This window comes from Bradyrhizobium sp. HKCCYLRH3059, from assembly GCF_051168035.1.
GTDB lineage: Bacteria > Pseudomonadota > Alphaproteobacteria > Rhizobiales > Xanthobacteraceae > Bradyrhizobium.
Genome location: NZ_JBNPUF010000005.1, coordinates 365530 through 388082, shown reverse-complemented (window position 1 = coordinate 388082; position 22553 = coordinate 365530). Strand labels below are relative to the sequence as shown.

23 protein-coding genes are annotated in these 22553 nt (G+C 66.1%); 12 read left to right on the top strand and 11 right to left on the bottom strand.

What is annotated here, in order from left to right; genetic code table 11:
• Positions 1-18: 18 nt before the first annotated feature.
• From ACQR13_RS18300 to ACQR13_RS18285, 4 genes are all read right to left on the bottom strand, one after another.
• Positions 19-393, bottom strand: a complete 375-nt coding sequence (locus tag ACQR13_RS18300) for a DUF1850 domain-containing protein (protein WP_434863063.1) — start codon at positions 391-393, stop codon at positions 19-21.
• Entirely contained in the window at positions 390-2483 is a 2094-nt protein-coding gene (locus tag ACQR13_RS18295; RefSeq protein WP_434863108.1) for a TRAP transporter permease, read from the bottom strand. The genes ACQR13_RS18300 and ACQR13_RS18295 overlap by 4 nt, the downstream gene beginning before the upstream one ends.
• 157 nt (positions 2484-2640) lie before the next feature.
• Complete coding sequence (locus ACQR13_RS18290) at positions 2641-3603, bottom strand: TAXI family TRAP transporter solute-binding subunit (RefSeq protein ID WP_434863062.1); 963 nt, start codon at positions 3601-3603, stop codon at positions 2641-2643.
• Positions 3604-3811: 208 nt separating this feature from the next.
• The gene (locus ACQR13_RS18285) at positions 3812-4288 is read right to left on the bottom strand and encodes a hypothetical protein (protein WP_315716312.1); all 477 of its coding nucleotides are present in this window, start codon (positions 4286-4288) and stop codon (positions 3812-3814) included.
• A 173-nt stretch (positions 4289-4461) separates the two neighbouring features.
• Between ACQR13_RS18285 and ACQR13_RS18280 the strand changes: the two genes are divergently transcribed.
• Positions 4462-4764, top strand: coding sequence for a hypothetical protein (locus ACQR13_RS18280; protein ID WP_434863061.1), 303 nt, complete (start codon positions 4462-4464; stop codon positions 4762-4764).
• 18 nt (positions 4765-4782) lie between these two features.
• Here ACQR13_RS18280 and ACQR13_RS18275 read toward each other — a convergent pair whose 3' ends face one another.
• Together ACQR13_RS18275 and ACQR13_RS18270 are read right to left on the bottom strand one after the other, a co-directional pair.
• Positions 4783-5964 carry a hypothetical protein gene (locus ACQR13_RS18275; protein WP_434863060.1) on the bottom strand — a complete coding sequence of 394 codons (1182 nt, stop codon included), beginning with the start codon at positions 5962-5964 and terminating at the stop codon, positions 4783-4785.
• Between the two features lie 26 nt (positions 5965-5990).
• Positions 5991-6620: an NUDIX hydrolase gene (locus ACQR13_RS18270; protein WP_434863059.1), complete on the bottom strand. Its 630-nt coding sequence runs from the start codon at positions 6618-6620 to the stop codon at positions 5991-5993.
• An 80-nt stretch (positions 6621-6700) separates the two neighbouring features.
• Between ACQR13_RS18270 and ACQR13_RS18265 the strand changes: the two genes are divergently transcribed.
• From ACQR13_RS18265 to ACQR13_RS18255, 3 genes are all read left to right on the top strand, one after another.
• A complete protein-coding gene (locus tag ACQR13_RS18265) occupies positions 6701-7123 on the top strand; it encodes a PaaI family thioesterase (protein WP_434863058.1) in 423 nt (140 codons plus the stop codon).
• A gap of 191 nt (positions 7124-7314) precedes the next feature.
• The gene (locus tag ACQR13_RS18260; protein WP_434863057.1) at positions 7315-8325 is read left to right on the top strand and encodes an aldo/keto reductase; all 1011 of its coding nucleotides are present in this window, start codon (positions 7315-7317) and stop codon (positions 8323-8325) included.
• 2 nt (positions 8326-8327) lie between these two features.
• Entirely contained in the window at positions 8328-9641 is a 1314-nt protein-coding gene (locus tag ACQR13_RS18255) for a tetratricopeptide repeat protein (protein ID WP_434863056.1), read from the top strand.
• Positions 9642-9647: 6 nt separating this feature from the next.
• Here ACQR13_RS18255 and ACQR13_RS18250 read toward each other — a convergent pair whose 3' ends face one another.
• Together ACQR13_RS18250 and ACQR13_RS18245 are read right to left on the bottom strand one after the other, a co-directional pair.
• The gene (locus tag ACQR13_RS18250; protein WP_434863055.1) at positions 9648-10613 is read right to left on the bottom strand and encodes an NAD(P)-dependent oxidoreductase; all 966 of its coding nucleotides are present in this window, start codon (positions 10611-10613) and stop codon (positions 9648-9650) included.
• Positions 10614-10800: 187 nt separating this feature from the next.
• On the bottom strand, positions 10801-12102 hold the full coding sequence (locus tag ACQR13_RS18245; RefSeq protein ID WP_434863054.1) for a M24 family metallopeptidase: 1302 nt from the start codon (positions 12100-12102) through the stop codon (positions 10801-10803).
• A gap of 122 nt (positions 12103-12224) precedes the next feature.
• Here ACQR13_RS18245 and ACQR13_RS18240 point away from each other — a divergent pair, with 122 nt between their 5' ends.
• From ACQR13_RS18240 to ACQR13_RS18230, 3 genes are read left to right on the top strand one after another with little or no spacing between them, the layout of a single operon-like run.
• Positions 12225-13286, top strand: coding sequence for a LacI family DNA-binding transcriptional regulator (locus ACQR13_RS18240; protein WP_315751400.1), 1062 nt, complete (start codon positions 12225-12227; stop codon positions 13284-13286).
• A gap of 57 nt (positions 13287-13343) precedes the next feature.
• Complete coding sequence (locus tag ACQR13_RS18235) at positions 13344-14162, top strand: CoA transferase subunit A (RefSeq protein WP_434841901.1); 819 nt, start codon at positions 13344-13346, stop codon at positions 14160-14162.
• Positions 14159-14908, top strand: a complete 750-nt coding sequence (locus ACQR13_RS18230) for a CoA-transferase (RefSeq protein ID WP_316175704.1) — start codon at positions 14159-14161, stop codon at positions 14906-14908. Before ACQR13_RS18235 ends, ACQR13_RS18230 begins: the two co-directional genes overlap by 4 nt.
• Positions 14909-15268: 360 nt before the next feature.
• Here the strand turns inward: ACQR13_RS18230 and ACQR13_RS18225 are convergent, their stop codons facing one another.
• Positions 15269-15727: a hypothetical protein gene (locus ACQR13_RS18225; RefSeq protein WP_315716325.1), complete on the bottom strand. Its 459-nt coding sequence runs from the start codon at positions 15725-15727 to the stop codon at positions 15269-15271.
• Positions 15728-15839: 112 nt separating this feature from the next.
• Entirely contained in the window at positions 15840-17279 is a 1440-nt protein-coding gene (locus ACQR13_RS18220; protein WP_316175703.1) for a radical SAM/SPASM domain-containing protein, read from the bottom strand.
• A 112-nt stretch (positions 17280-17391) separates the two neighbouring features.
• Here ACQR13_RS18220 and ACQR13_RS18215 point away from each other — a divergent pair, with 112 nt between their 5' ends.
• From ACQR13_RS18215 to ACQR13_RS18200, 4 genes are all read left to right on the top strand, one after another.
• The gene (locus ACQR13_RS18215) at positions 17392-17853 is read left to right on the top strand and encodes a DUF1843 domain-containing protein (protein WP_434841899.1); all 462 of its coding nucleotides are present in this window, start codon (positions 17392-17394) and stop codon (positions 17851-17853) included.
• Between the two features lie 19 nt (positions 17854-17872).
• Positions 17873-18343 carry a hypothetical protein gene (locus tag ACQR13_RS18210; protein ID WP_315751390.1) on the top strand — a complete coding sequence of 157 codons (471 nt, stop codon included), beginning with the start codon at positions 17873-17875 and terminating at the stop codon, positions 18341-18343.
• A 94-nt stretch (positions 18344-18437) separates the two neighbouring features.
• Positions 18438-18866 carry a hypothetical protein gene (locus tag ACQR13_RS18205; protein ID WP_315826541.1) on the top strand — a complete coding sequence of 143 codons (429 nt, stop codon included), beginning with the start codon at positions 18438-18440 and terminating at the stop codon, positions 18864-18866.
• Between the two features lie 32 nt (positions 18867-18898).
• Positions 18899-19777, top strand: coding sequence for a caspase family protein (locus ACQR13_RS18200; RefSeq protein ID WP_315751388.1), 879 nt, complete (start codon positions 18899-18901; stop codon positions 19775-19777).
• Positions 19778-19782: 5 nt separating this feature from the next.
• On the opposite strand, the gene ACQR13_RS18195 is transcribed toward ACQR13_RS18200, so the two are convergent.
• Positions 19783-21255: an N-acyl-D-amino-acid deacylase family protein gene (locus ACQR13_RS18195; protein ID WP_434863053.1), complete on the bottom strand. Its 1473-nt coding sequence runs from the start codon at positions 21253-21255 to the stop codon at positions 19783-19785.
• A 255-nt stretch (positions 21256-21510) separates the two neighbouring features.
• Here ACQR13_RS18195 and ACQR13_RS18190 point away from each other — a divergent pair, with 255 nt between their 5' ends.
• Complete coding sequence (locus ACQR13_RS18190) at positions 21511-22548, top strand: zinc-dependent alcohol dehydrogenase family protein (protein ID WP_315716332.1); 1038 nt, start codon at positions 21511-21513, stop codon at positions 22546-22548.
• Positions 22549-22553 lie beyond the last annotated feature (5 nt).

Here is a 22553-nt window from a genome sequence, read left to right as displayed (position 1 = left end):
TCTCCCGTCGCTTATTCGTTATTCGGTACAGGCGCTCATCGTGATGGTCGCTGCGCCGATGTCATGGCCGAAGATGTCCGACAGCGTCCGGCATTGCCCGTCCGCGCAGATGCGCCACTCGCCGGCCGCGCCGGAATTGGCGAGCACGATCCGCGACAGCGGCCCCCGCTGGGTCTGCCACTGGAACCAGCCGTCGACCAGCCGCGCCTCCGGCGGCGGCTCCATGCCCGCGCCGGAGCCCTTGACGCGCGCCTGCACCAGTTCGAGACCGTCAGGCGTGACGCGCCAGTCCTCCTGCCACGCGGTCTTCTCGACCGAATGGGTCCAGGCCAAAGTGAAGCTGGCGAGGGTCAGCGCCTTCACCACACCTGATGAGGCGAGGCAGAGGCTCAAGCGGAGGCCGCCACGGCAGCCGGCGGCCGCTGCCGCCACTGCCACGCCACGATCACCACCGCCAGCGCGAAGCCCAGCACGTCACTGTAGGGAAATTCGCCGAGCAGGCAGACCGACGCGATAAACGCCAGCAGGCGCTCGACCAGGGTCATGCGCACGTACAGGAAGCCGATCGCGACCATGCCGAACAGGCCGATCGAGATCAGCGCCTTGACGGAGGCATACGCCACCGCGCCGATGAAGCCGAGTTGCACCTCCATCGGGTCACCCGGCTGCAGCATCAGCGCGGGCGAGTAGACGAACAGGAACGGAATGACGTAGCCGGCGAGCGCGATCCGCATCGCCTCCCAGCCGATCTTGTCGGGATTCTCCTTGGCGATCGGAGCGGCCGCCAGCGCGGCGAGCGCGACCGGTGGCGAAAGGTCGGCCATGATGCCGTAGTAGAACGCGAACATGTGGCTCGCGATCAGGGGCACGCCCAGCTTGGCAAGCGCGGGGGCCGCCAGTGCCGCGGTGATGATGTAGGTCGGGATGGTCGGGATGCCGGTGCCGAGCAGGATCGACAGCAGCATGGTCATGATCAGCGCCGCGAACAGGCTGGTCTTGCCGAGGCCGATCACCCAGCTTCCGAAGATCGAGCCGACACCGGTCTGTGTCATCATGCCGATGATGACGCCGACGATGGCGCAGGCCATGCCGACGGTCAGCGCCGACTTCGCGCTTTCGGCCAGGGAATCGCGGCAGGCGTGCAAGGTGCCCATGCCGCCGCGCACGAAGCCGGTGATGACGATGAGCGCGACGACGACGGAGGCGACGGGAATGATCTGCAGGCCGTTGCGCGACAGCGCGCCGACGACGAGCGCCAGCCCGATCCAGAAGATGTAGCGCAGCACCTGGTTGGAGAAGCCCATGGTGATCGAGGTGCCCAGGATCAGCGCCACTGTTAGCGCGAGTCCCATCGAGCCCGCATACAGCGGCGTGAACCCCTCGAACAGCATGTAGACCAGCGCGGCGAGCGGCAGCACGAGATACCAGCGCGCCACCAGCGCCTTCCAGGCGCTCGGGATCTCCGACGGCTTCATGCCGGTCAGGCCGTGCTTGCCGGCCTCCAGGTGCACCATCCAGAACGCCGAGGCGAAATACAGGATCGCCGGGATCACGGCGGCCTTGACGACGACCGAGTAGTCCACGCCCAGAGTTTCGGCCATGATGAAGGCGACCGCGCCCATCACGGGCGGCATGATCTGTCCGCCCATCGACGCGGTGGCTTCGACGCCGGCCGCGAAGGCGCGGCGATAGCCGAACCGGATCATCAGCGGAATCGTGAACTGGCCGACAGTGACGACATTGGCGACGCCCGAGCCGGAGATCGTGCCCATCATGCCGGAGGCGAACACCGCGACCTTGGCAGGACCGCCGCGGGTGCGGCCGAACAGGCCGAGCGAGACGTCGGTGAACAGCTGGATCATGCCGGCATGCTCGAGGAACGAGCCGAACAGGATGAACAGGAAGATGTAGGTCGCCGAGACGTAGATCGGCACGCCATAGAAGCCCTCGGTACCGAACGACAGATGCGTGACGATCTGATCGAAATCATAGCCGCGATGGTTGAGCGGCGCCGGCAGATACTGGCCGAAGAACCAGTACAACAGGCAGGCGCCGCACATCAGCGGCAGCGCGAGTCCCATCAGCCGGCGCGTGCCCTCGAAGATCAGTACCGCCAGCAGGGTTCCGACCACGAGATCGGTGCGCGTCGGATCGCCGTCGCGTGCGATCAGGTCGGCATAGAAAATCCATTGATAGAGGCCGCAGAGAAAGCCGATGGCGCCGACGGTCCAGCCGGCGATGCGCCCCGCATCGGTCCTGGCCGTGAAGTTGCCGATCAGGCCAAAGGTCAAGAGCAGCAGGAAGCCGACATGGACGCCGCGCACGACCTGGCTCGGCAGATAGTTGAAGGCGGCGACATAAAGCTGGAACAGCGCGAAGGCGAGGCCGATGCCGTAGGCCAGGTAGCCCCAGCGGCCGGGACCGAAGCCCTCCGGAAAGCCGTGCTCGAAATTGTCGAACTCGACCTTGACCGGCGTTTCCATGTTAACGGCTTCGATCGTCATGATCCCCCCCCACGCGCCCATCAGGCGCTGCTGACCATGGCCGCAATCACCTGAACGACAAGACTGCGCGGAAGGTTTCCCGCGCAGCCGGTTGCAAACGACCCGGCCTGCAAGTCAGGCGGGGCGAGCAGCGCCCTTATTTCAGGATGCCCTTTTCCTTGTAGTAGCGGATCGCGCCCGGATGCAGCGGCACCGGGCTGCCCTGCGCCGCCGTCTCCAGCTTGATCTCCTTGCCGGCGGCGTGCGCATTGGCGAGTTCCGGCAGCGACTCGAAGATCAGCTTGGTCATCTGATAGGCGAGATCGTCGGATACCGCCGAGCTGGTGACGAGATAGTTGATCACGGCCGCGGTCGGCACGTCCTTGTCCTGGCCGGCATAGGTGTTGGCCGGGATGGTCGCCGCGACGAACGGAGGGCCGATCTTGTCGACGACCTCCTTCGGCACCGACACCACGGTGATCGGCGACGAGGTCGACAGATCCTTCAACGATGCGACGCCGAGGCCAGCCGACTGCAAGGTGGCGCCGAGCTGCCGGTTCTTCATCAGGTCGACGGATTCGGCGAACGGCAGATACTCCACCTTGCCGAGATCCTTGTAGCTCATGCCGGCGGCCGCGAGGATCGCGCGCGAGTTGAGCTCGGTGCCGGACTTCGGCGCGCCGACCGACAGGCTCTTGCCCTTGAGATCCGCCAACGTCTTGATGCCGGACTCGGCCGTCGCGACGATCTGGATGTAGTTCGGATAGATCGCGCCGATCGTGCGCAGCTTGTCCAGCTTGGATTTGAAGCCGGCCTCCTCCTCGCCGTTCCAGGCGGCCTTCAGGGAGTCGCCGAGCGCGAAGGCGAGCTCGCCGCGTCCCTGCTGCAGCAGGATCAGGTTCTCGACGGAGGCCTTGGTCGCCTGCACCTGGGTTTTCACATTGGGGATCTTGTCGCCGTAGATCTTCCCGATCGCGACACCGAGCGGATAGTAGACGCCCGACGTGCCGCCGGTGAGCACGTTGATGAAGCTCTGCGCCTGCGCCGCTGGCGCCGCGAGCAGGCAGGCGGCTGCCAGAATGAAACCGGTTGCAGTGCCAGAGATTTTCGAAAAACGCATGGATCCTCCCATTGATTTTGCCGCAAATTGGACGGCTGTGGGCGCGGGGTCAACCCATCCGAAAGACTGGCGCACCAGCCTCCCCCGCTCCCACGGCGCGAGGCCGGGACCGATGCGCCCCGCGTTCAATCTTACATTGACGGTAGCACCAGCTTGAACCGCAGGTGCAGCCCAGAGGGGCGGGTCGCCTCGCTCGCAAGGCCGCCGGTCATTGGAACGTCATGTCGAGGCACTTGGAGATGTCCGAGCCGAGCCCGGACGAGATCGTCATGCAGCCACGCACCTTCTGCTGGGTCGTATCCGCCACCCAGATCGAATAGCCGCCATTGCCGAAGAAGGAGTTGGTGTTCGCCGGCTCGGTCTCGGTGGCGTCGAACTCATATTTGGAATCGGTGTCGAACACGCGCGGCTTCCTGGTGCAGCCGCCGTCGGTCTGGACGTTGATGACTTCCTTGTTGTCCCGGGTCAGCGACAGTGAGACCTGGCAGCGGAAATATTCCGAGGTCTTCACGTTGAAGAGGTAGGCGTAGGACTTGCAGACGGCCGTATTGAGCTTGCCGGCGGAAAGACCGCGGCTGCAGGCGATGCGCTGGTTGTTGGACAGCTTGAAGTCGTCGGCCCGGGCGGATGCCAATGTCACCAGCGACAACGCCGCAACCCAACCGATCTTCGTGACGAGGCTCATCCGAATCATCCCCAAATCGTTTTCTTGGCCTATGTTTCTAAACCACGCTGCAGGATAATCGCGAGATCGGCGAATGGAAAATCCGCCCAACGATCACTGCACTGCGACGAGGCGACGTTGACGCCTCCTCAGCGTTCGTGATTTGTTCGATACGACATCGATTGGAGGAGGACATGAAGAGCTCGGTTCTGAAAGCCCTGATCGCCCTCGGTGCGCTGGGTGCACTGACCAGCGCGGCGCGCGCGGCACCGCCGGAGCCGTGGGAGCTGAAGCCCGACATGGGCTACGCCTATGGCAAGGATGGCCAGACGCTCGCCTACAAGATGGGCACCAAGAACGCCGACATGCTGCTCAAGGGCGCCAAGAAGGTGCCGAAGGGCACGCTGTTCTTCGTCGGCCAGAACGGTCAGCTCTACATGCGGACGGCGCCCTATCTCGACGGCGACGGCAGCTTCTCGTTCGGCGCGGATGAGTAAGGGCGTGCGAGCGCAGCCTCAGAATGCGGCCGCCAGTTCCTTGGCGCCGGGCAGGCTGCTGAGCGAGTCCATCCTGGAATCCGTCACCGCCAGCAGCTTCGCCACGGTGTTGTGGCGAATGGCGACCGGATTGCGCTCGTAGCCGCCGCGCTGGAAGAAATTGGCGGTCGGAACCTGCTCGCGCATCTCGAGGGGCATCGTCACCATGTCGAAGCCCGTGCCGTCGCCGGTGAGATTCATCATCTCGAGCTCGGCAGCCGAGAGCGGCCGCGTGTAGCCCTTGGCGCGTGCGAACAGGACCGAGGTCAAGAGCTTGTGGGTCTGCAGCATCGGCCCGACATCGATGTCGAGCACCATCGCATGCATGGCCCAGCCTTGCGGCGTGTTGCCGATCTTCTCATGCGCCGACCAGTCATCCGGCACGGAGCGCGCAATCGCGACCATCTTCTTCAGGACCGCGAGCTTGTGCTCCATCGGGCCGCGTGCCGGGCCGGACGTCCGGGCCACGCGTTCGCCGAGCAGGCGGATGAACAGCGGCCCCTGCTCGGCCAGCAGCTCGACGCTGTTGGTGGTCAAGAGCTGATTGTAGCCGATCGCGGTCGAGATCGCGCGGTTACCCTTGAAGCCCGATTGCGAGTCGTGCTTGCCGTTGCCGCCGGTCTCGAAGGCATAGACGCGCACCGCCTGCTCGCGCGTCAGTCCCGACGCCGCGGCGAAGCGCGCATAGGCGCGCTTGAAATCGATGTCGTTGGCGGGGCGCTGCGGCGACCATTGGAAATGCTCCTGTGCCGCCTTCACGAGGTCGGCGACCACGGGGATGTACTTGCGCTCGCGCGGCTCGCCCTCAGGTTCCGGCTCGGGGTTCACCGGCCGCTTCGGCCCCGTGTAGACCGGCGGCTGCTCCAGCACGTAGTCGTCGAGCCCGATCGGCTGGCGGTCGCGGCGTTTGGCATTGCGCGCACGGCGCTTGTCGGCGATCGCCTTCCAATAGGCGCCCGCCTCCCGATCGAACTCCGCACGCGCCTGCTGATATTCGGCGAGCCTGCGCTGGTACTCCGCGATCGCGGCGGGCGAGGCGATCTGGGCCAAGGCATCGCGCGGAGCTGCGACTGGCGCGGGTTCCCCGGCCAGCAACGGCGGCGCGCCCGGAACGGCGCAGGCGAGAATCAGGACAAGCGTGCGAATCGGCTGATGAAGCATGCCGCCCCTTGTAGCCGAAACGGCGGCTACTTCCAGGCAAACACCGGTTGTTCCAGCTCATGCACCCGGGTGTCGCGGCCGGACAGCACCTCGCGGAACTGATAGATCAGCGCTGCGGTCGGCGCGTGAATGAGGCCCTCGCGGGCGTGAAAGCGGACCACGCGCCGCGTGCTCTCGGGGATCACGGTGAAGTCGAACGCGTCGTCCGCCGTGATCGCATCCAGGCCGATCCGATGCACCGAGGAGACCTCGTCCGGATTCGGCCGCAGCGTGCGGCCATCGGCCGCCCATACCACGACCGGGGTAATCAGATAGCCCGACCGTGTCGGATAGTCGTCGAGCAGGCCCAACACCGCATCCGGCGCCAGGATCAGCCCGAGCTCCTCTGCGAGCTCGCGCAAGGCGGCCTCGACCGGGGTTTCACCGGCGTCGCAGCGTCCGCCCGGCAGCGCCCATTGCCCGCCATGGCTACGCAGCCCTGCGGCACGCAGAGTGAGCAGCAGCGCCGTGTTGCCGGTCTCGTGGTGGGGGGCCAGCGCGATCACCACCGCCGCGCGCTTCAGCGAGGCCGCGGCCGCAGTCGCCTCCAGCCGCACGAAGCCCGCGCAGCAGCTTGCGATTTTCCGCCTGGTGGCATCGTCGAACGGCATCGGCATGCAGCTTGACTACACCAGGCCGGCGACAGATGAAACGACCTCCAGGCCGGCTCGGGCCACAACGGGAAGGGTCTTCAGCGATGACGAGATCGGCCGCGGCCAGGATGATGTCCGACGGCTGGGAGATCGTCGACACCTCCGGTTTCCTGCATCTGATCGGCCCGCTGTGGCAGCGGGTCGTCGGCGGTGTCCACGAGTACGCCATCGTCACCGAGGACAAGCACCACAACCGCCGCGGCCTGGTCCAGGGCGGCGTGATCATGACGCTGGCCGACCGCAGTTGCGGCATGACGGCCCGCTACGCCGCGGGCAAGGAGCACATGGCGACGATCCAGTTCGACACGCATTTCGTCGAGTCCGGCAAGATCGGCGAGATCCTGGTGTCGCGGCCGCATGTGGTGCGGATCACCCGCAGCCTGGTGTTCATCACCACCGAGGTCAGGGCCGGACCTCGCGTGATCGCGATGGCCTCGGGCGTGTTCAAGATCTTGAAGAGCGAATAGGGGTCACTCGCTCCGCCGTCATTGCGAGGAGCGCAGCGACGAAGCAATCCAGGGTGGCGGAAAGGACTCTGGATTGCTTCCGCCTACGCCCCAAGGGCTTCGGCGGACACGTCGCTGCGCTCGCAATGACGCGTTGATGGGTTTATCGTCCTATCAAACCCATGCGCGCGTGTGGCAAGAATGAGGCATCAATGGACTATCGCCAGCTCGGCCGTTCCGGCCTGAAAGTGTCGCCGATCTGCCTGGGCACGATGATGTTCGGCGGTCCCACCGACGAGCCGGCATCCGCCCGCATCATCGCCAAGGCGCGCGACGCCGGCATCAACTTCATCGACACCGCGGATGCCTACAATAAGGGCGTCTCGGAAGAGGTGGTCGGCCGCGCCATCGCGCGCGAGCGCGACCGCTGGATCGTCGCCACCAAGCTCGCCAACCCGATGGGCGACGATCCCAACCGCGCCGGCCTGTCGCGGCGCTGGGTGCTGCAGGCCGCGGACGAAAGCCTGCGGCGGCTCGGCACCGGGCACATCGACATCTACTACCTGCACAAGGAAGATCACGCGACGCCGCTCGAGGAAACCGTGCGCGCGATCGGCGATCTCCTGCGTGGCGGCAAGATCCGCTATTTCGGCGTCTCCAACTACCGCGCCTGGCGGCTCGCCGAGATCTGCAATCTCTGCGACGCCATCGGCATCGACCGCCCTGTCGTCAGCCAGCCCTACTACAATGCGATGAACCGGATGCCCGAGGTCGAGCACCTGCCGGCCTGCGGCTATTACGGCCTCGGCGTCGTGCCCTACAGCCCGCTGGCGCGCGGCGTGCTCACCGGAAAGTACAGCCCCGATGCGCCGCCGGACATGGACACCCGCGCCGGCCGCAACGATACGCGAATGATGCAGACCGAGTGGCGCCCCGAGTCGTTGAAGCTGGCGCAGGAGATCAAGCGTCACGCCGAGACGAAGGGCTTCACGCCGGGACAGTTCGCCGTGTCCTGGGTGCTCAACTCCGCCTTCATCAGCTCCGTGATCGCGGGTCCGCGCACTGAGGCGCAATGGGACGACTACATCCGCGCGCTCGACTATCCCTTTGCCGCCGACGACGAGGCGCTGATCGACCGGCTGGTCGTGACCGGTCACGCCTCGACGCCGGGCTACAACGATCCGGCCTATCCGATCGAGGGCCGCAGGCCGCGGGTGGGCTAAAGATGGAGGAGGATCGCTACGGCCTGCCACTGTCGACCGCCTCCACTGACGCGGCCGCAGCCTATCGCGAGGGCATGGATCTGCTGCTCGCATTCTGGCCCGGGGCCATTGACGCGTTCGAGCGGGCGATCATGCTCGATCCGGAGTTCGCGCTGGCGCATGCGGCGCGTGCTCGCATCCACGCGATCTACATGCAGCGCGAGGCGGCGCTGCAGACCATCGCACGCGCCCGCGATCTCGCTGCCAAGCGCGGCACCCCGCGCGAGCAGAGCCATGTCGCGACCCTGGTGCTCGCCATCGAGGGACGCGGCACCGACGCGCTGACATCGACCCTGGCGCATCTGGCGAACTGGCCGCGGGACGCCATGATCATGGCGCTCCCGCTCGGCGCTTTCGGCCTGCTCGCCTTCTCCGGCCGCGCCGATCACGATGCCGCCCGCCGCGACCTCTGCGACCGCTTCGCCGCTGATTATGGCGAGGACTGGTGGTTCATGTCCAACCATGGCTGGGCCCTGACCGAGGCCGGCGAGTTGGCGAAGGGCCGCGCCGTCACCGAGCGCAGCTTCGCGCTGCGCCGGCACAACGCATATGCCGTGCATGCGCTGCTGCATGCGATGTTCGAGGACGGCGCGGTGGACGAGGCCGATGCGCTCGTCGAGGGGTGGATCGGCGACTATGACCGCACGGGAATGCTGCATGGCCATATCTGCTGGCACCAGGCGCTCGGCGCGCTGGACCGGGGCGATGCCGACAAGGCGCTGGCGGTCTATACCGACGTGCTGGTGCCGACGATGGACTCGGCGCCGCCGCTCAACACCCTGTCCGACTGCGCCTCGCTGCTGTGGCGGCTGATGGCTGACGAGCAACCGGTGCCGCCCAACGCATGGGCCGACACGGCGGCCTATGCGAGCACGCGCTTCACGGGTTCGACCCTCGCCTTCGCCGAGATGCATCTGGTGATGATCGCGGCAGCGACGCATGACAGCGCCGCGCTCAAGGGACGCCTTGCCGCGATCGAGCGGCGGCAGGCCGAGGGCAGGCTGCCGGCCGGGCGCATCGTGCCGCACATGTTGCGGGCGCTGCGTGCGTTCGCCGATGACAATTGGCGCGGATGCGCGCGCGAGCTTGCGCCCGTCATCGGCGATCTCCCCCGCGTCGGTGGCAGCCACGCCCAGCGCGAGGTGATCGAGGACACCTACATCCTGGCGCTGATCCGCAGCGGCGCGCTGGCTCAGGCGCGAGACCTGCTCGATGCCCGCCTGCACCGCCGCCCCTCCGCGCGCGACACCCGCTGGCGGGCGCTGACCGCGAGCTGAGCCGGATTATCCCTCGGTCTCCAGACCGGTCGGCATCGGCACGTTCTCCGGCGCCAGCTTGACGCCCGCCGCCAGCGCCACGGTCTCCAGCAGCGCTGCAAAATCCTTCTCCAGATAGGCGGCAGGATCGGCCTGCAGCGAGGCCGCGCCGACATGGGCCTGCAATGCCTCGCGCGTCGCGGCCGTCACCGGCATCGCGACGTCGAGCTGGCGCGCCGCCGACAGGCCGAGATCGAGATCCTTGCGCAACAGCGGCGGCGTGAAGGTCGTGGTCCAGTCGAGATTGACCAGCGCGTTGCTCTTGTACTTCGTGAAGGTCGAGCCCATGACGCTGGCGTTCATGAAGTTCAGGAAGGCATGGCGCGGCACGCCGGCCTTCTGCGCCAGGATGGTGATCTCGGCGAGGTTCTGGATCACGACGCCGAGGAAGACGTTGTGCGCGATCTTGCAGATGCGCGCGAGCTCGCCCTCGCCGACATAGGACACGCCGGAGACGGCGATCTTCGCCAGATACGGCTCGATCACCTCGAATGCGCTCCGGGGGCCGGAGACGACCGACGACAGCTTGCCGGCCTTGACGCATTTGCCGTTGCCGGACACCGGCGCGCGCACGAACTCACAGCCCAGTCGAACGAGCCTGGCGGCGATCGCCTCCGACTGCTCGATGCCGATCGAGGAGCAGTCCACCAGGATCCGGGGACGCGATCCAGAACTGGCAGCCACCAGGCCGTTGTCGCCGAAATAGACCTGCTCGAGATCCTTGCCCGTCGACACCATCGTGAACACGATGTCGCACGCGGCGAGATCGCGGGGATGATCGACGATGACGCCCCCTTTCGCCGCCAGCGGCTCGGCCTTGGCGCGAGTGCGATTGTAGATCGACACCTTGTGGCCGGCCTTGAGCAGGCGCTCGGCCATGGGATAGCCCATGCGCCCCATGCCGATCCAGCCGAGCGAATGCGTCGTGGTCATTGTCGTCTCCTCGTCCTACTGATCACAGTCTCCGTCATTGCGAGAAGCGAAGCGACGAAGCAATCCAGAGTCACGGATCCGCCCTGGATTGCTTCCGCCTTCGCTCTTCGAGCTACGGCGGACAAGTCGCTTCGCCCGCAATGACGAAAACACGAAGACCACTCTCCTTGTCGCACCGTCCGTTCGCTCAATAGCGGTTGGCGATCGGCAGTTCCTCGGCCGGGAACAGCGTGATCACCTGGCAGCCCTTGTCGGTGACCACCACCTCCTCCTCGATCCGCGCGGCCGAGAAGCCGTCGGTCGCCGGACAGTAGGTCTCGAGCGCGAACACCATGCCGGTCTTGATCTCCATCGGATTGTCCAGCGAGACCAGCCGCGAGATGATCGGACGCTCATGCAGCGCGAGCCCGAGGCCGTGGCCGAACTGCAGGCCGAAGGCGGCCATCTCCGAGGGAAAGCCGAACTCCTCGGCCTTAGGCCAGACCTTGGCGACGGTGTCGGTCGAGACGCCCGGCTTGATCAGCGCGATCGCATTGTCGAGCCATTCGCGGCACTGCTTGTAGGCGTCGTGCTGCGCCGGCGTGGCGCGGCCGACGTTGAAGGTGCGGTAGTAGCAGGTCCGGTAGCCCTGATAGGACTGCAGGATGTCGAAGAACGCCTGGTCGCCCGGGCGCAGGATGCGGTCGGTGAAATTGTGCGGATGCGGATTGCAGCGCTCGCCGGAGATGGCGTTGATCGCCTCGACGTCGTCGGACCCCATCTCGTAGAGCATCTTGTTGGCGAGCGCGACGATGTCGTTCTCACGCACGCCCGGCTTCAGGTGTTCGTAGATCGAATGATAGACACCGTCGACCATGGCCGCGGCCTGATTCAACAGCATGATCTCGTCGATGTTCTTGATCTCGCGCGCGTCCAGCATGACCTGCTGGCCGTCGACCACCTTCATGCCGGCCTTCTGCAGCTCGAAGAACATCGCGGTCTCGGCGAGGTCGACGCCGACCGGCATGTCGGCAACGCCGGCCGACCGCAACAGGCTCATCACCTCCTCGGCATGCGCCTTCATCAGTCCGACCGCCGGCGGCACGGTGCCGCGCATGCCGAGCATGCCGGCGCGGCAGTTCTCCGGCGCCAGCCAGTCGCAGAACAGACGATGGTGGACGGCTGCCGAACCGAAATCCCACACGATCGGCTCGCCGTCGCCGGCCAGCAGCGCGAAACGGCACAGCTTGTCGCGCTCCCATTCGCCGATCTTGGTGCCGGACACGTAGCGAATGTTGTTGACGTCGAACAGCAGCAGCGCACCATAGCCCGACGCCTTCAGCGCCACGCGCGCCCGCGCCAGTCGGTAGCGCCGCAACCTGTCGAAATCGACGCGGCGCTCGAAATCCACCGAGACATGGCCATGCGACGGAATCGCCCGCCCCCAGCGCCAATGCGGATCGAGATGCTCCGGGCTGACCAGATGCGGCTTCAGCGCGCTAGCTGTCATGTGGGCGTTTCCCATTGTGCTATTGCAATCGATTGCAGAGCCGGATTTATTGCACGCACGCAAAATGTGTCAAGGTACCGCGCGATCAAAACGTCGTTGCGCTGCGGCATCGGGGAGCGGAGATGAAACGGACGTCGCCATCGACAAGGAGCCCGCGCGCAACGGCGTCCTCACGCCCGACGATCAAGGACGTCGCCGCGCGCTGCGACGTGCATCCCTCCACGGTGTCGCGCGCGCTCAGCCCGGCCATGAAGCATCTGGTGGCGGGCGATGTCGTGGAGCGGATCCAGGCCGCCGCCAACGCGCTCGGCTATCGGCTGAACATGGCCGCCAAGGGCCTGCGAACCGGGCGCAGCGGCCTGATCGGTGTGCTCGCGCCCGATATCGCCGATCCCGGCTTCCCGCCCGTGCTGTCCGGCATCGCCGATCGTCTCAACGCCGAGGGCTATGCGACGATCGTCGTCGACGTCGGCAGCAAGGGCTCGGAGCAGGATCTGGTCGACCGGCTGATTGCCCGCGGCGTCGACGGTCTGGTGCTGGCGACGGTGAGCTTGCGCGACGATGTCGTGAAGCACTGCCTGGACGCGGCGCTGCCGGTGGTGCTGGTCAATCGCGTCGATGCCGCCGGACTCCTGCCCTCGGCAGCCAGCGACGATGCCGCCGGCATGCGTCTCGCCGTCCAGCATCTCGTCGCGCTCGGCCACCGCCGCATCGGTCACGTCGCGGGCCCGCAGCACGTCTCGACCGGCGCGCACCGCCGCGCCGGCTTCGAGGCCAGCATCAGGGTCGCGGGACTGTCCGCCCGCCATGCGCCGGTCGAAGCCGTCGAAGCCTATACGCGGGCGGCGGGTCGCGAGGCTGCGCTGCGCCTGCTCGCGCGGCGGACGCGCCCGACCGCAATCGTCGCCGCCAATGATCTACTGGCGCTCGGCGTCTATGACGCGATCGCCGCGCGCGGCCTGACCTGCCCCGGTGATATCTCCGTGGTCGGCCACAACGACATGCCGTTCGTCGACATGGTCGCGCCGCCGCTGACCACGGTGCGGATCGCCCAGCGCGACATGGGGGAAGCCGCGGCGCGGCTGCTGCTCGACCGCCTTGCCGGGCGCGAGGCAGCGACCGACCACATCGTCCTGGCGCCGGAGCTCATCATCCGCGGCTCGACGATCGCATACGAGCACTGACAGGTCCGCGGGTCATCGCTACACTGCGCGGCAAAGCAACAACGGGAGGATACGCCGATGACGGAGATGGTCGGTCTGGGGGCGCTCGTCGCATCCATCGCACCGGGGCAATCGATCGCGATCCCGGTCGACCGTGCCGGCGTCTCGATGGCGGCGACGGCGGCCATGATCGAGGCCGGCCTCACCGGACTGCATCTCGTCTGCGTGCCGATATCAGGCCTCCAGGCCGATCTGCTGATCGGCGCCGGCGTGGCCGCGGTGGTGGAAACCAGCGCCGTCTCGCTCGGCGAGGCCGGCGGCGCACCGCGCTTCGTCTCGGCCGTGCGCGACGGCAGCATCCGCCTGCGCGATGCCACCTGCCCTGCGATCCATGCCGGCCTGCTGGCCGGGCAGAAGGGCGTGCCGTTCATGCCGATCGCCGGCATCATCGGCAGCGATCTGCTGCAGGTCCGCCCCGATTGGAAGGTGATCGACAGTCCGGTCGGCGAGCCCGGCAAGGTGGTCGTGGTGCCGGCGATCACGCCCGACGTGGCGCTGTTTCATGCGCCCGAGGCCGACCGCTTCGGCAATGTCCGCATCGGTCGCTACCGCGAGCTGGCGACGATGGCCTATGCGGCGAAGCGCACGCTGGTCACCGTCGAGCGCATCGTCGATCGCGATTTGATGGCGACCGAAGACTCGGCGGCCGGCGTGCTGCCGGCGCTGTATGTCGATGCCATCGCGGTGGCCGCGAACGGGGCCTGGCCGCTGCCGCTGTGGGACGAATACGAGACCGATGGCGCCGAGCTGGCGCGCTACGCCGCGATGGCGCGCACCAACGAGGGCTTTCGCAGCTATCTCTCCGCCTTCCTGGCCCGCAGCAAGCAGGTGGCATGACCATGCACGATGAACGCGCGCGCAAGGAGCTGCTGATCACCACCATCGCCGACCTGCTCGATGGCATCCGCCATGTCGCTGTCGGCGCCTCGTCGCCGATCCCGGCGGCCGGCGCGATGCTGCTGCGCGCACGGAACGCGCAAGCGGGCAAGCCGCCGGTCCGCATCTCGATCCTCGGCTCGAGCCGGCACAATTTCTTCACCAATGGCGGCGTCGAGCTGTTCGACTGCGCCGCGCAGGGCCGCGTCGACGCGTTCTTTCTCGGCGGCGGTCAGATCGACGGCAGCGGCAACATCAACCTGGTCGGCACCGGCGACTATCCGCGGATGGATGTGCGCTGGCCGGGCTCGTTCGGCTCGGCCTATCTCTACCATCTCATTCCGCGGGTGATCCTGTTTCGCGAAGAGCATTCGCCGCGCGTGTTGGTGCCGAAGGTGGATTTCGTCAGCGCCGCCGCGACCACGCCGGAGGTGAAGCGGCGCGGCGGCCCGCAGGCGCTGCTGACCAATCTGGCGCTGTTCGATTTCGACCGCGAGCGCGGCAGCTTCCGGCTGCGCTCGGTGCACCCGGGCTACTCCGCCGACGACGTGCGCGATCGCACCGGATTCGATTATACGGTGCCGGAGATCGTGCCGCCCACGCCCGCGCCGGACCGGGCGACGGTCGAGCTGATCCGCGGCCGGATCCTCGACGAGCTCGCCGAATGCTATCCGGAATTCGCGCGCGCGATGGCTGCAGCGGCTTAGCTAGCGATCCAGGCTACGCCTGTTCATGCTGGTGCCGACGCCAAAATTGGATCGCCAATTGGATGGATAGGCCACCGCGCGCCGCGGGGCGGGCATTTTGAACTCGGCAAATCCGCCAAGGCTCAAATGGACGAACGAGTAAGAAAACTCAGGCCCATCGCCATTCCGCTGAGCTATGCTGCGACCGGAACGGTTTGCCGCCACTGGTAGCGGCGGGTCTGGCGCACGCGCCGTCCACGATGCCCGGGGGGGGCCAAAGCCGCCCGTCGACTCGGTCGGCATCATGCGGTGCCGCGCCGGTGAAACCGGCGCACGGGCAAGCCGCGCGCCGCCTTCAGCGTTGATCAGTTTCACTGTTGATCAGTGACGTGCCGCCGCAGCACCGGCATAGACACCGGCAATGAAGGCCGCCGCCGCTCCGGCAACGGGCGCCAGCGCCGGAACGAACTTCGCGCCTGCCGCAGTATCGATGATCTGCTGCAGCGCATTGCCGTCCTTGGCCTGGGCGGACTCCTGGTAGATGCGCGTTGCGGCTGCTTCGATCTCGGCGAAGGTCGCCGTGCAGATCACCTTGTCGATGCCCTGATACGATACAGGTCCGGCTTTGCTGTCGTGAAGGTATTGATGCGTGAGTTGCAGGCCACCGCCGATGATCGCTCCTGCGGCTGCAGCGCCGAGCGCCAGCACGGCGGGCGCGATCTTCGGACCGAATTCCTTCGCGCCCGCTGCTCCTGCTTCAGCGAACGCCAGAGCCGGCATGTGCAGCCAGGACACGGGAATGTTCGCCAGCGCGGCTCTGACGTCTTCATTTGCATTCATGGGATACTCTCCTCGGTTGGGTTTGATTGGACCAGACGACTTTCGCCAGCGCCTTCCCGCGGCCGCAGGTACCGACGAACGACTCCGCTCAACCTGCGGAGGCGCCCTTCGGTCAGGCGGGCGCCGCGATACGGCGCAGGATTTGTTCGATCTCGTTGTGGTGCTGCATGACGCGTTGCACGACCCGCACGTGATCATCGGCACTGTTCGTTGCGTCCGCGCCTGCGTGGCAATGCGGGCATTCCGGCTCTCCCTGATAGAAGAAGTGCTTGCAGGACTCGCAGAGCAGCAGCTGGTCCAGCCTCGCCGCCGCGTCAGGCGCGAGATCCTGGAACTCGTCGCTCGCGTACACTTCCTGGCCGTATCGGCGGCCGTGGGCGTCCTCGATCATGATGTCGAAGCAGCCATGGTCGAACGGCTGTCGTCCCGATGGCCTCGTCCGCTGCACGATCACCTCGCGCCAGCCGCGTTCGGCCAGCCGCAATACCCGGTAGTGGCAGAACGGATTGTTGCCAGGCCGTCCCGACAGCACGTGCGTGGTCCAACTGCACCCGGCGCGGCACATCGGACCGTAGTAGCATTTGGCGCAGAACCCCCAGCGGCGCCCGCGGCTCTCGTCGAGATCGCGCATGAAACGCAGTTCGGCGCTGTCGTTCCAGATGTCGGTAAATGATCGATCGCGGATATTGCCGCCGACATAGGCGGCCGTGGGGAGCGACGGGCAGCCCTTGATGGCGCCGTCAGCCTCGATTCCCAGGCCAGCCCGTCCGGCCTGGCAGCCGCCGTAGTATTCGAATCGTCCGGAGGTACTGCGCCAAGCCGCTTCGTATGGGCCAAAATACCCGATGTTGTTACCGGGCATAAGCTGCAGGCCGCGATCGAGGCCCTCTTCGAACAGTGCAAACAGCTCCGGCATCAGCGCAGCGAGATCGAAGGGCTGCAGCAGCAAGGATGGAGCATCGGCCGCATTGCCCATGGGCACGGTGAGCTGAATCTGCCAGGCGGAGGCCCCGGCGTCGATGATCGTATCGAAAATGTCGCGCAGGCCGCCCAGGGTAAGACGATTGACCTGCGAGTTGGCGGTCGCCATCAGCCCATGCTTTCGCGCGTTCCGGATCGCGGCCACCGCTTGGCCGTGGCTGCCCTTGATACCGCGGAGCCGATCATGTGTAGCGGCCGGGCCGTCGATGGAAACGCCGACGGTCTTGAGTCCGGCGCGCGCGGCTGCTTCGATCTTCGCTTCCGTGAGTGCCCGGGCGCCGGTCTGCAGGCCGCAGACAATGCCGTTGCGAGTGATCTCCTCGACGAGGACCAGCCAATCGGGGCGGAGGTAAGCTTCGCCGCCGATCAGAACGATCTCCTTGGTGCCAGCGCGCGCAAGTTCGCCAATCAGAGCGATGCATTCCGCGGTGGTCAGTTCGTCATTGCGAGGTGCGCCGGCCCGGGACCCGCAATGGCTGCACTTCAGGTTGCAGAGGAGCGTGATCTCCCAGACCACATAGCGCGGTTGAGCGGTAGGCAAGCCGCCGGAAGGGATTGATCGGACCGGCATCTCGGTATCGGCGTGGGGTACACGAGAGAACATGAAATTTGCCGCGACATCGTTGACGATTGGTATCGTAAAATACTAACCTTAGATTGTATAGAGGACGAGGGAGGCGAATTTGGCGAAGGAAGGCGTTCCAGGCGGAGTGGTGCCTCTGTACGGCCTTGCGATCGGCAATGCGCTCGCAAGTGGCGGTATCACTCTGGACGAGTTGGTCACATTGCGCTCGCACGCGAAGGCGATCGTCGACGCTCAAGGCGATCTGGTTTCTGCGGTGAACGCGCTCGACAAGGAAATCGTCAAGCGCGGCGGACAGGCGGCCGCCAAGGGCGCGGCGCCTGTCGAGGTGGTGCCATCCGAACGCTTCACCGTGCAGATCACCGGCCTTCCGATCGAGCCACAGGCGAGACAGAGCATCGAGCAGGCCGTGAATAATGCGGTGAAGGCTGCCATTGCCGCTCACGATAGCGGCGGCGACCTGAAGATCACGGCGTTGTCTCAAATCCAATCGTTCGGGGGAACGCACGGCGGCGCCACTGCGGGTCTGATCGCCACGATCGATCTTCAGTCAGCGCCTTGAAGGTCTGGAGGAGGACATCATGACCGAGAAGAGTACAGCTGGCGGAATCGCATCCTTCGCCGGTGGAGCAATCATGGTCTATGGCGTTGCCATTGGCAACGCGTTGGCGGCGGCCGTCAAAGGGCCCGCATCCATCGACGATCTGGTGTCGTTGCGCGACCATGCGCGCCAGATCGTCGGCGTCCAGGGTGATCTTGTCGCTGCGCTGGCCGCTTTGGACGCTGAGATTGCGAAGCGTGGAGGCGCCAAGGCGGCGCCGGCGCCGGAGATGGAGCGCTTCGTCGCTCAGATCGATGGCGGTCCGCTCTCCGGCCAGTTGAAGTCTGAGATCGAGCAAGCCATTCAGAAGGCGGTGACGGCTGAAATCGCAAAGCTCGATACGCGCGGCGACATGGTTGCGACGCCGCTGTCGCAGATCAAGGCGTTCGGAGCGGGACCTGGCTCCCACATTTACGGAGCTGTCTATCGACCGAAGCTGGATAATCCCTGAGTGCGGTCGAATGCCCGGCACACGTTCGGATCACGGCGATGTCCAGACCAAGCAAGCCGGGCGAGGCGAGAGCTAATCGAGAGGCGTTCAGGCGATGTCCGATGCAGCATCCGTGAAGCCGAAGTCGGTGCCGATGTGCCCGAGTTCGCGCTGCGCCGACGGCAACACGCTGCTCGGCATCGTCAATGCCGAGGGCCGGATCGATTTCATTCCCGAGCGCTTCGAGGTCGACGCCGCCTTCGTCGCGATCGCCCGGCAGGGACGTCCGCCGGAACAGCGCTTCCGCTTCTCGTCGCCGTGCCTCGCGCGCGGCTGCGGAAAGTGGGACGGTAAGCGCTGTGGCGTCGCCAAGATCCTGAACGAGCACGGGCTGGAGCTCTTGCCGAATGAGCGGACCGTGGCGCTGCCGCGGTGTTCGATCCGCGCGAACTGCCGTTGGCACGGCGACTACGGCGATGCGATCTGCGCGGTCTGCGCCTGGGTGGTCACGGAAAGCGGCAATCGGCTCGAACCGCCGGCTTGATGTTTGCGAGCCGAGACATCAGGGGGACGGAAATGGCCAAGGGCATTTCGCTGCATATCGGTCTCAATCGGCTGGATCCGAAGCACTATGCTGGGTGGGACGGCAAGCTGAACGCCTGTGAGAATGATGCGCGCGCAATGGAGGCGATTGCGAAGACGGCGGGCTATCGGACCGGCATTCTGCTCAGCGAGCAGGCCACGCGCGGCGCCGTGACCGACATGCTGACGATGGCCGCCCGCGACTTGAACAGCGGAGACATTCTGCTGCTGACCTATTCGGGCCACGGCAGCCAGGTTCCGGACCTCGATGGTGACGAGATCGACGCACTCGATGAGACCTGGTGCCTCTATGACGGACAGATGATCGATGATGAACTCTATCGCGTGTACGGCGCGATCGCCGATGGCGTTCGTGTTCTGATTCTCTCCGATTCCTGCCATAGCGGCACTGTGGCCAAGGTGAGCTACTACGAGATGGCGCAGGCCGCCGGCTTCGCCGGGAATTTGGATATCGCCGTGGCCGGCAGGGCCGCGACGAAAGGGATCAGCTATGCGCCCAAGTTCTTGCCGCAGGATATCGCCCTTCGTACGTATGAGCAAAACCGCGCATTTTATGAAGCCATCGGCCGGGCCGCGAAGGGCGCGCCGGGTGCGGAGTCGAGCGATGTCGCCAAGGCCAGCATCCGTCTGATCTCGGGCTGCCAGGACAATCAGGTGTCATTCGATGGCGCCATCAACAGCGTCTTCACCGCGGCGCTGCTGCTGGTCTGGGCGAACGGTCAATTCAAGGGCAACTACAACGATTTCCACCTTCAGATTCAGCGCAAGATGCTGCCGACGCAATCGCCGAACCATTACAGGACCGGCAAGGAAGATCGTGAGTACGACAGCCAGCGCCCGTTCACGATCTAGCTAGATCACCGCCGTGATCCGCGCGTGATCACCTGCCCCGCACGCGCCTTCTGGTGCGTGCCCTGCCACCAGGTCAGCGCGCCATTGACGATGACGACCTCGATGCCGGCGGCCGGCACGCAGGGGGCATCATAGGTCGCGCTGTCCCGGACGCTGGCGGCATCGAAGATCGTGATGTCGGCATGGTTGCCGACCGCGATCGTGCCGCGTCCCTCGACGCCGAAATTCTGCGCGGTCAGCCCGCTCATCTTCCACACCGCGGTCTCCAGCGAGAACAGCTCGAGCTCGCGGCAGTAGTAGCCGAGCACGCGCGGGAACGTGCCCCAGAGCCGCGGATGCGGACGCTCGCCGAACGGCAGGCCGTCGGAGCCGATCATGGTGGGCTCGAAGGCGAGGATGGTCTGCACGTCGGCCTCGTCCATCGCGAAGTAGATCGCCGACGCCGGCTGCAGCCGCTTGGCGGCTTCGAGCCGGTCGACGCCCCAGCCAGTGGCGATGTCGGCGAGATCCCGACCCGCCATTTCCGGATGGGGTCCGGAGGCCGCGACGACGACCTTGACCTGCAGCTTGGCCGGGTCGGTGTGCAGCATGGTCGACGAGGCGTTGTAGGGATAGCAGTCGAGTGCGACGCATTGGCAGCTCATCGCCTTCGTGATCAGCGGCAGCGTCTCCCTGGTGCGGCCGAAATTCGCTGGCCCCACCACCTTGTGATGCGAGATCACGACCTGGACGTCGAGCGCCTTGCCGATGGCAAAGCTCTCCTCCAGCGACTGGATCACCTCGTTCGCCTCGTTGCGCATATGCGTGGCATAGACGCCGCCGCTGCCTGTGAGCGGACGGCACACCTCGATGATCTCCTCGGTCGGCGCCGCCTCCGCCGGCGGATAGAACGTCCCGGTCGAGACGCCGATGGCGCCGGCGTCGAGCGCCTCCTGCACATGCGCGCGCATCTCGGCGATCTCCACGTCCGTCGCGGCCCGGCCGAGGTCGCTCACGACCGACGCACGCAGCGCGGTGTGGCCGACCATGGGCGCCACGTTGACCGCCGCGGGCGCCGTGCGCAGCGCGGCGACGTAGTCGGCGAACGCGGCATACTCGACCACCTGTCCCTCGCTCGGCGATAGCAAGCCGAGCGGCATCGGCCGCGGCGAGCCCGGCTTCAGCGGCGCGATGCTGACGCCGCAATTGCCGGTCACGACGGAGGTCACCCCCTGCGAGACCTTGCAGGTCATGTCGGGATCGACCAGCACGGCGCTGTCGTCATGGGTGTGGGAGTCGATGAAGCCCGGCGCAACGATGAGGCCGGTGGCGTCGATCTCCCGCCTGGCTCGCCGGCCGTCAAGCCCGCCGATGGCGACGATGCGGCCGTCCTTGATGCCGACATCCGCCTCGAAGCGTGGCGCACGCGTGCCGTCGATGACGGTGCCGCCGCGGATGATCAGGTCGAAGGACTCGGACGAAGGCTGGTTGTCGGTCATGAAATCTCACGCGGAATTGTAGGAAGCCGGGAGACTATCCGCGAGCCGCACCGATGCGTCCAGAGCGATGCGCATGTGATCCGAGCCGGGCTGGACTGCATTGGAGGCGCGACGCGCGTCCGCCGTCGCCTTTCGTCCTGGCCACCCGGGACACACGATAGTGATAGGGACTCTGGCCAGGATTGATACGCCTCAACGGCGCGCGACCTCTCTGGCGCCATCCATCCTCCGGGAAGCAACCTGCGGAGGTACGTCATGAAAGCCCTGGTCTATCATGGTCCCGGCCAGAAATCTCTCGACGAGCGCCCGAAGCCGACCATCATCGAGCCTGGCGATGCGGTGGTCAAAATCCTGAAGACGACGATCTGCGGCACCGACCTTCACATTCTCAAGGGTGACGTGCCGACATGTACACCGGGCCGCATTCTCGGCCACGAGGGCGTCGGCGTGGTCGACGCGGTTGGCAGCGCCGTGCGCGCGTTCAAGCCGGGCGACCACGTCATCATCTCCTGCATCTCGGCCTGCGGAACCTGCGACTATTGCCGGCGCGGCATGTATTCGCATTGCCGCCATGGCGGCTGGATCCTCGGCAACAAGATCGACGGCACGCAGGCGGAGTATGTTCGCACGCCTCACGCCGACACCAGCCTCTACCACGTGCCTCCTGGGACTGAGGAGGATGCGCTGGTGATGTTGAGCGACATCCTGCCGACCGGTTTCGAATGCGGCGTGTTCAACGGCAAGGTCGAGCCGGGATCGGCGGTGGCGATCGTCGGCGCCGGCCCGATCGGATTGGCGGCGCTGCTGACGGCACAGTTCTATTCGCCGGCCGAGATCATCATGATCGACCTCGACGACAACCGGCTCGAGGTCGCCACCCGCTTCGGCGCCACCAGCGTCGTCAACAACGCCGACGGCAAGGCCGTCGAGAAGGTCCTGGCGCTGACGAATGGCCGCGGCGTCGACACGGCGATCGAGGCAGTCGGCATGCCCGCCACGTTCGTGACCTGCGGGGACATCATCGCCCCCGGCGGCACCATTGCCAATGTCGGCGTGCATGGGGTCAAGGCCGACCTGCATCTGGAGAAGCTGTGGGACCGCAACATCGCGATCACGACGCGGCTGGTCGATACGGTGACGACGCCGATGCTGCTGAAGACGGTGCAGTCGCGCAAGCTCGAACCGAAGCGGCTGATCACCCATCGCTTCAGGCTTGATCAGATCCTCGATGCCTACGAGACGTTCGGCGCCGCGGCCAAGACCCATGCGTTGAAGGTTCTCATCGAGGCATAGGCCTC

Excerpts from the sequence above, each read along its gene's own strand:
- ACQR13_RS18235 (WP_434841901.1), top strand. The coding sequence starts at position 13,344 with ATGACGGAGATGGTCGGTCTGGGGGCGCTCGTCGCATCCATCGCACCG.
- ACQR13_RS18245 (WP_434863054.1), bottom strand. The coding sequence starts at position 12,102 with ATGACAGCTAGCGCGCTGAAGCCGCATCTGGTCAGCCCGGAGCATCTC.
- ACQR13_RS18210 (WP_315751390.1), top strand. The coding sequence starts at position 17,873 with ATGACCGAGAAGAGTACAGCTGGCGGAATCGCATCCTTCGCCGGTGGA.
- ACQR13_RS18260 (WP_434863057.1), top strand. The coding sequence starts at position 7,315 with ATGGACTATCGCCAGCTCGGCCGTTCCGGCCTGAAAGTGTCGCCGATC.
- ACQR13_RS18280 (WP_434863061.1), top strand. The coding sequence starts at position 4,462 with ATGAAGAGCTCGGTTCTGAAAGCCCTGATCGCCCTCGGTGCGCTGGGT.
- ACQR13_RS18255 (WP_434863056.1), top strand. The coding sequence starts at position 8,328 with ATGGAGGAGGATCGCTACGGCCTGCCACTGTCGACCGCCTCCACTGAC.
- ACQR13_RS18275 (WP_434863060.1), bottom strand. The coding sequence starts at position 5,964 with ATGCTTCATCAGCCGATTCGCACGCTTGTCCTGATTCTCGCCTGCGCC.
- ACQR13_RS18220 (WP_316175703.1), bottom strand. The coding sequence starts at position 17,279 with ATGCCGGTCCGATCAATCCCTTCCGGCGGCTTGCCTACCGCTCAACCG.
- ACQR13_RS18290 (WP_434863062.1), bottom strand. The coding sequence starts at position 3,603 with ATGCGTTTTTCGAAAATCTCTGGCACTGCAACCGGTTTCATTCTGGCA.
- ACQR13_RS18230 (WP_316175704.1), top strand. The coding sequence starts at position 14,159 with ATGACCATGCACGATGAACGCGCGCGCAAGGAGCTGCTGATCACCACC.
- ACQR13_RS18195 (WP_434863053.1), bottom strand. The coding sequence starts at position 21,255 with ATGACCGACAACCAGCCTTCGTCCGAGTCCTTCGACCTGATCATCCGC.
- ACQR13_RS18200 (WP_315751388.1), top strand. The coding sequence starts at position 18,899 with ATGGCCAAGGGCATTTCGCTGCATATCGGTCTCAATCGGCTGGATCCG.
- ACQR13_RS18205 (WP_315826541.1), top strand. The coding sequence starts at position 18,438 with ATGTCCGATGCAGCATCCGTGAAGCCGAAGTCGGTGCCGATGTGCCCG.
- ACQR13_RS18285 (WP_315716312.1), bottom strand. The coding sequence starts at position 4,288 with ATGAGCCTCGTCACGAAGATCGGTTGGGTTGCGGCGTTGTCGCTGGTG.
- ACQR13_RS18270 (WP_434863059.1), bottom strand. The coding sequence starts at position 6,620 with ATGCCGATGCCGTTCGACGATGCCACCAGGCGGAAAATCGCAAGCTGC.
- ACQR13_RS18295 (WP_434863108.1), bottom strand. The coding sequence starts at position 2,483 with ATGGAAACGCCGGTCAAGGTCGAGTTCGACAATTTCGAGCACGGCTTT.
- ACQR13_RS18250 (WP_434863055.1), bottom strand. The coding sequence starts at position 10,613 with ATGACCACGACGCATTCGCTCGGCTGGATCGGCATGGGGCGCATGGGC.
- ACQR13_RS18225 (WP_315716325.1), bottom strand. The coding sequence starts at position 15,727 with ATGAATGCAAATGAAGACGTCAGAGCCGCGCTGGCGAACATTCCCGTG.
- ACQR13_RS18190 (WP_315716332.1), top strand. The coding sequence starts at position 21,511 with ATGAAAGCCCTGGTCTATCATGGTCCCGGCCAGAAATCTCTCGACGAG.
- ACQR13_RS18240 (WP_315751400.1), top strand. The coding sequence starts at position 12,225 with ATGAAACGGACGTCGCCATCGACAAGGAGCCCGCGCGCAACGGCGTCC.
- ACQR13_RS18265 (WP_434863058.1), top strand. The coding sequence starts at position 6,701 with ATGACGAGATCGGCCGCGGCCAGGATGATGTCCGACGGCTGGGAGATC.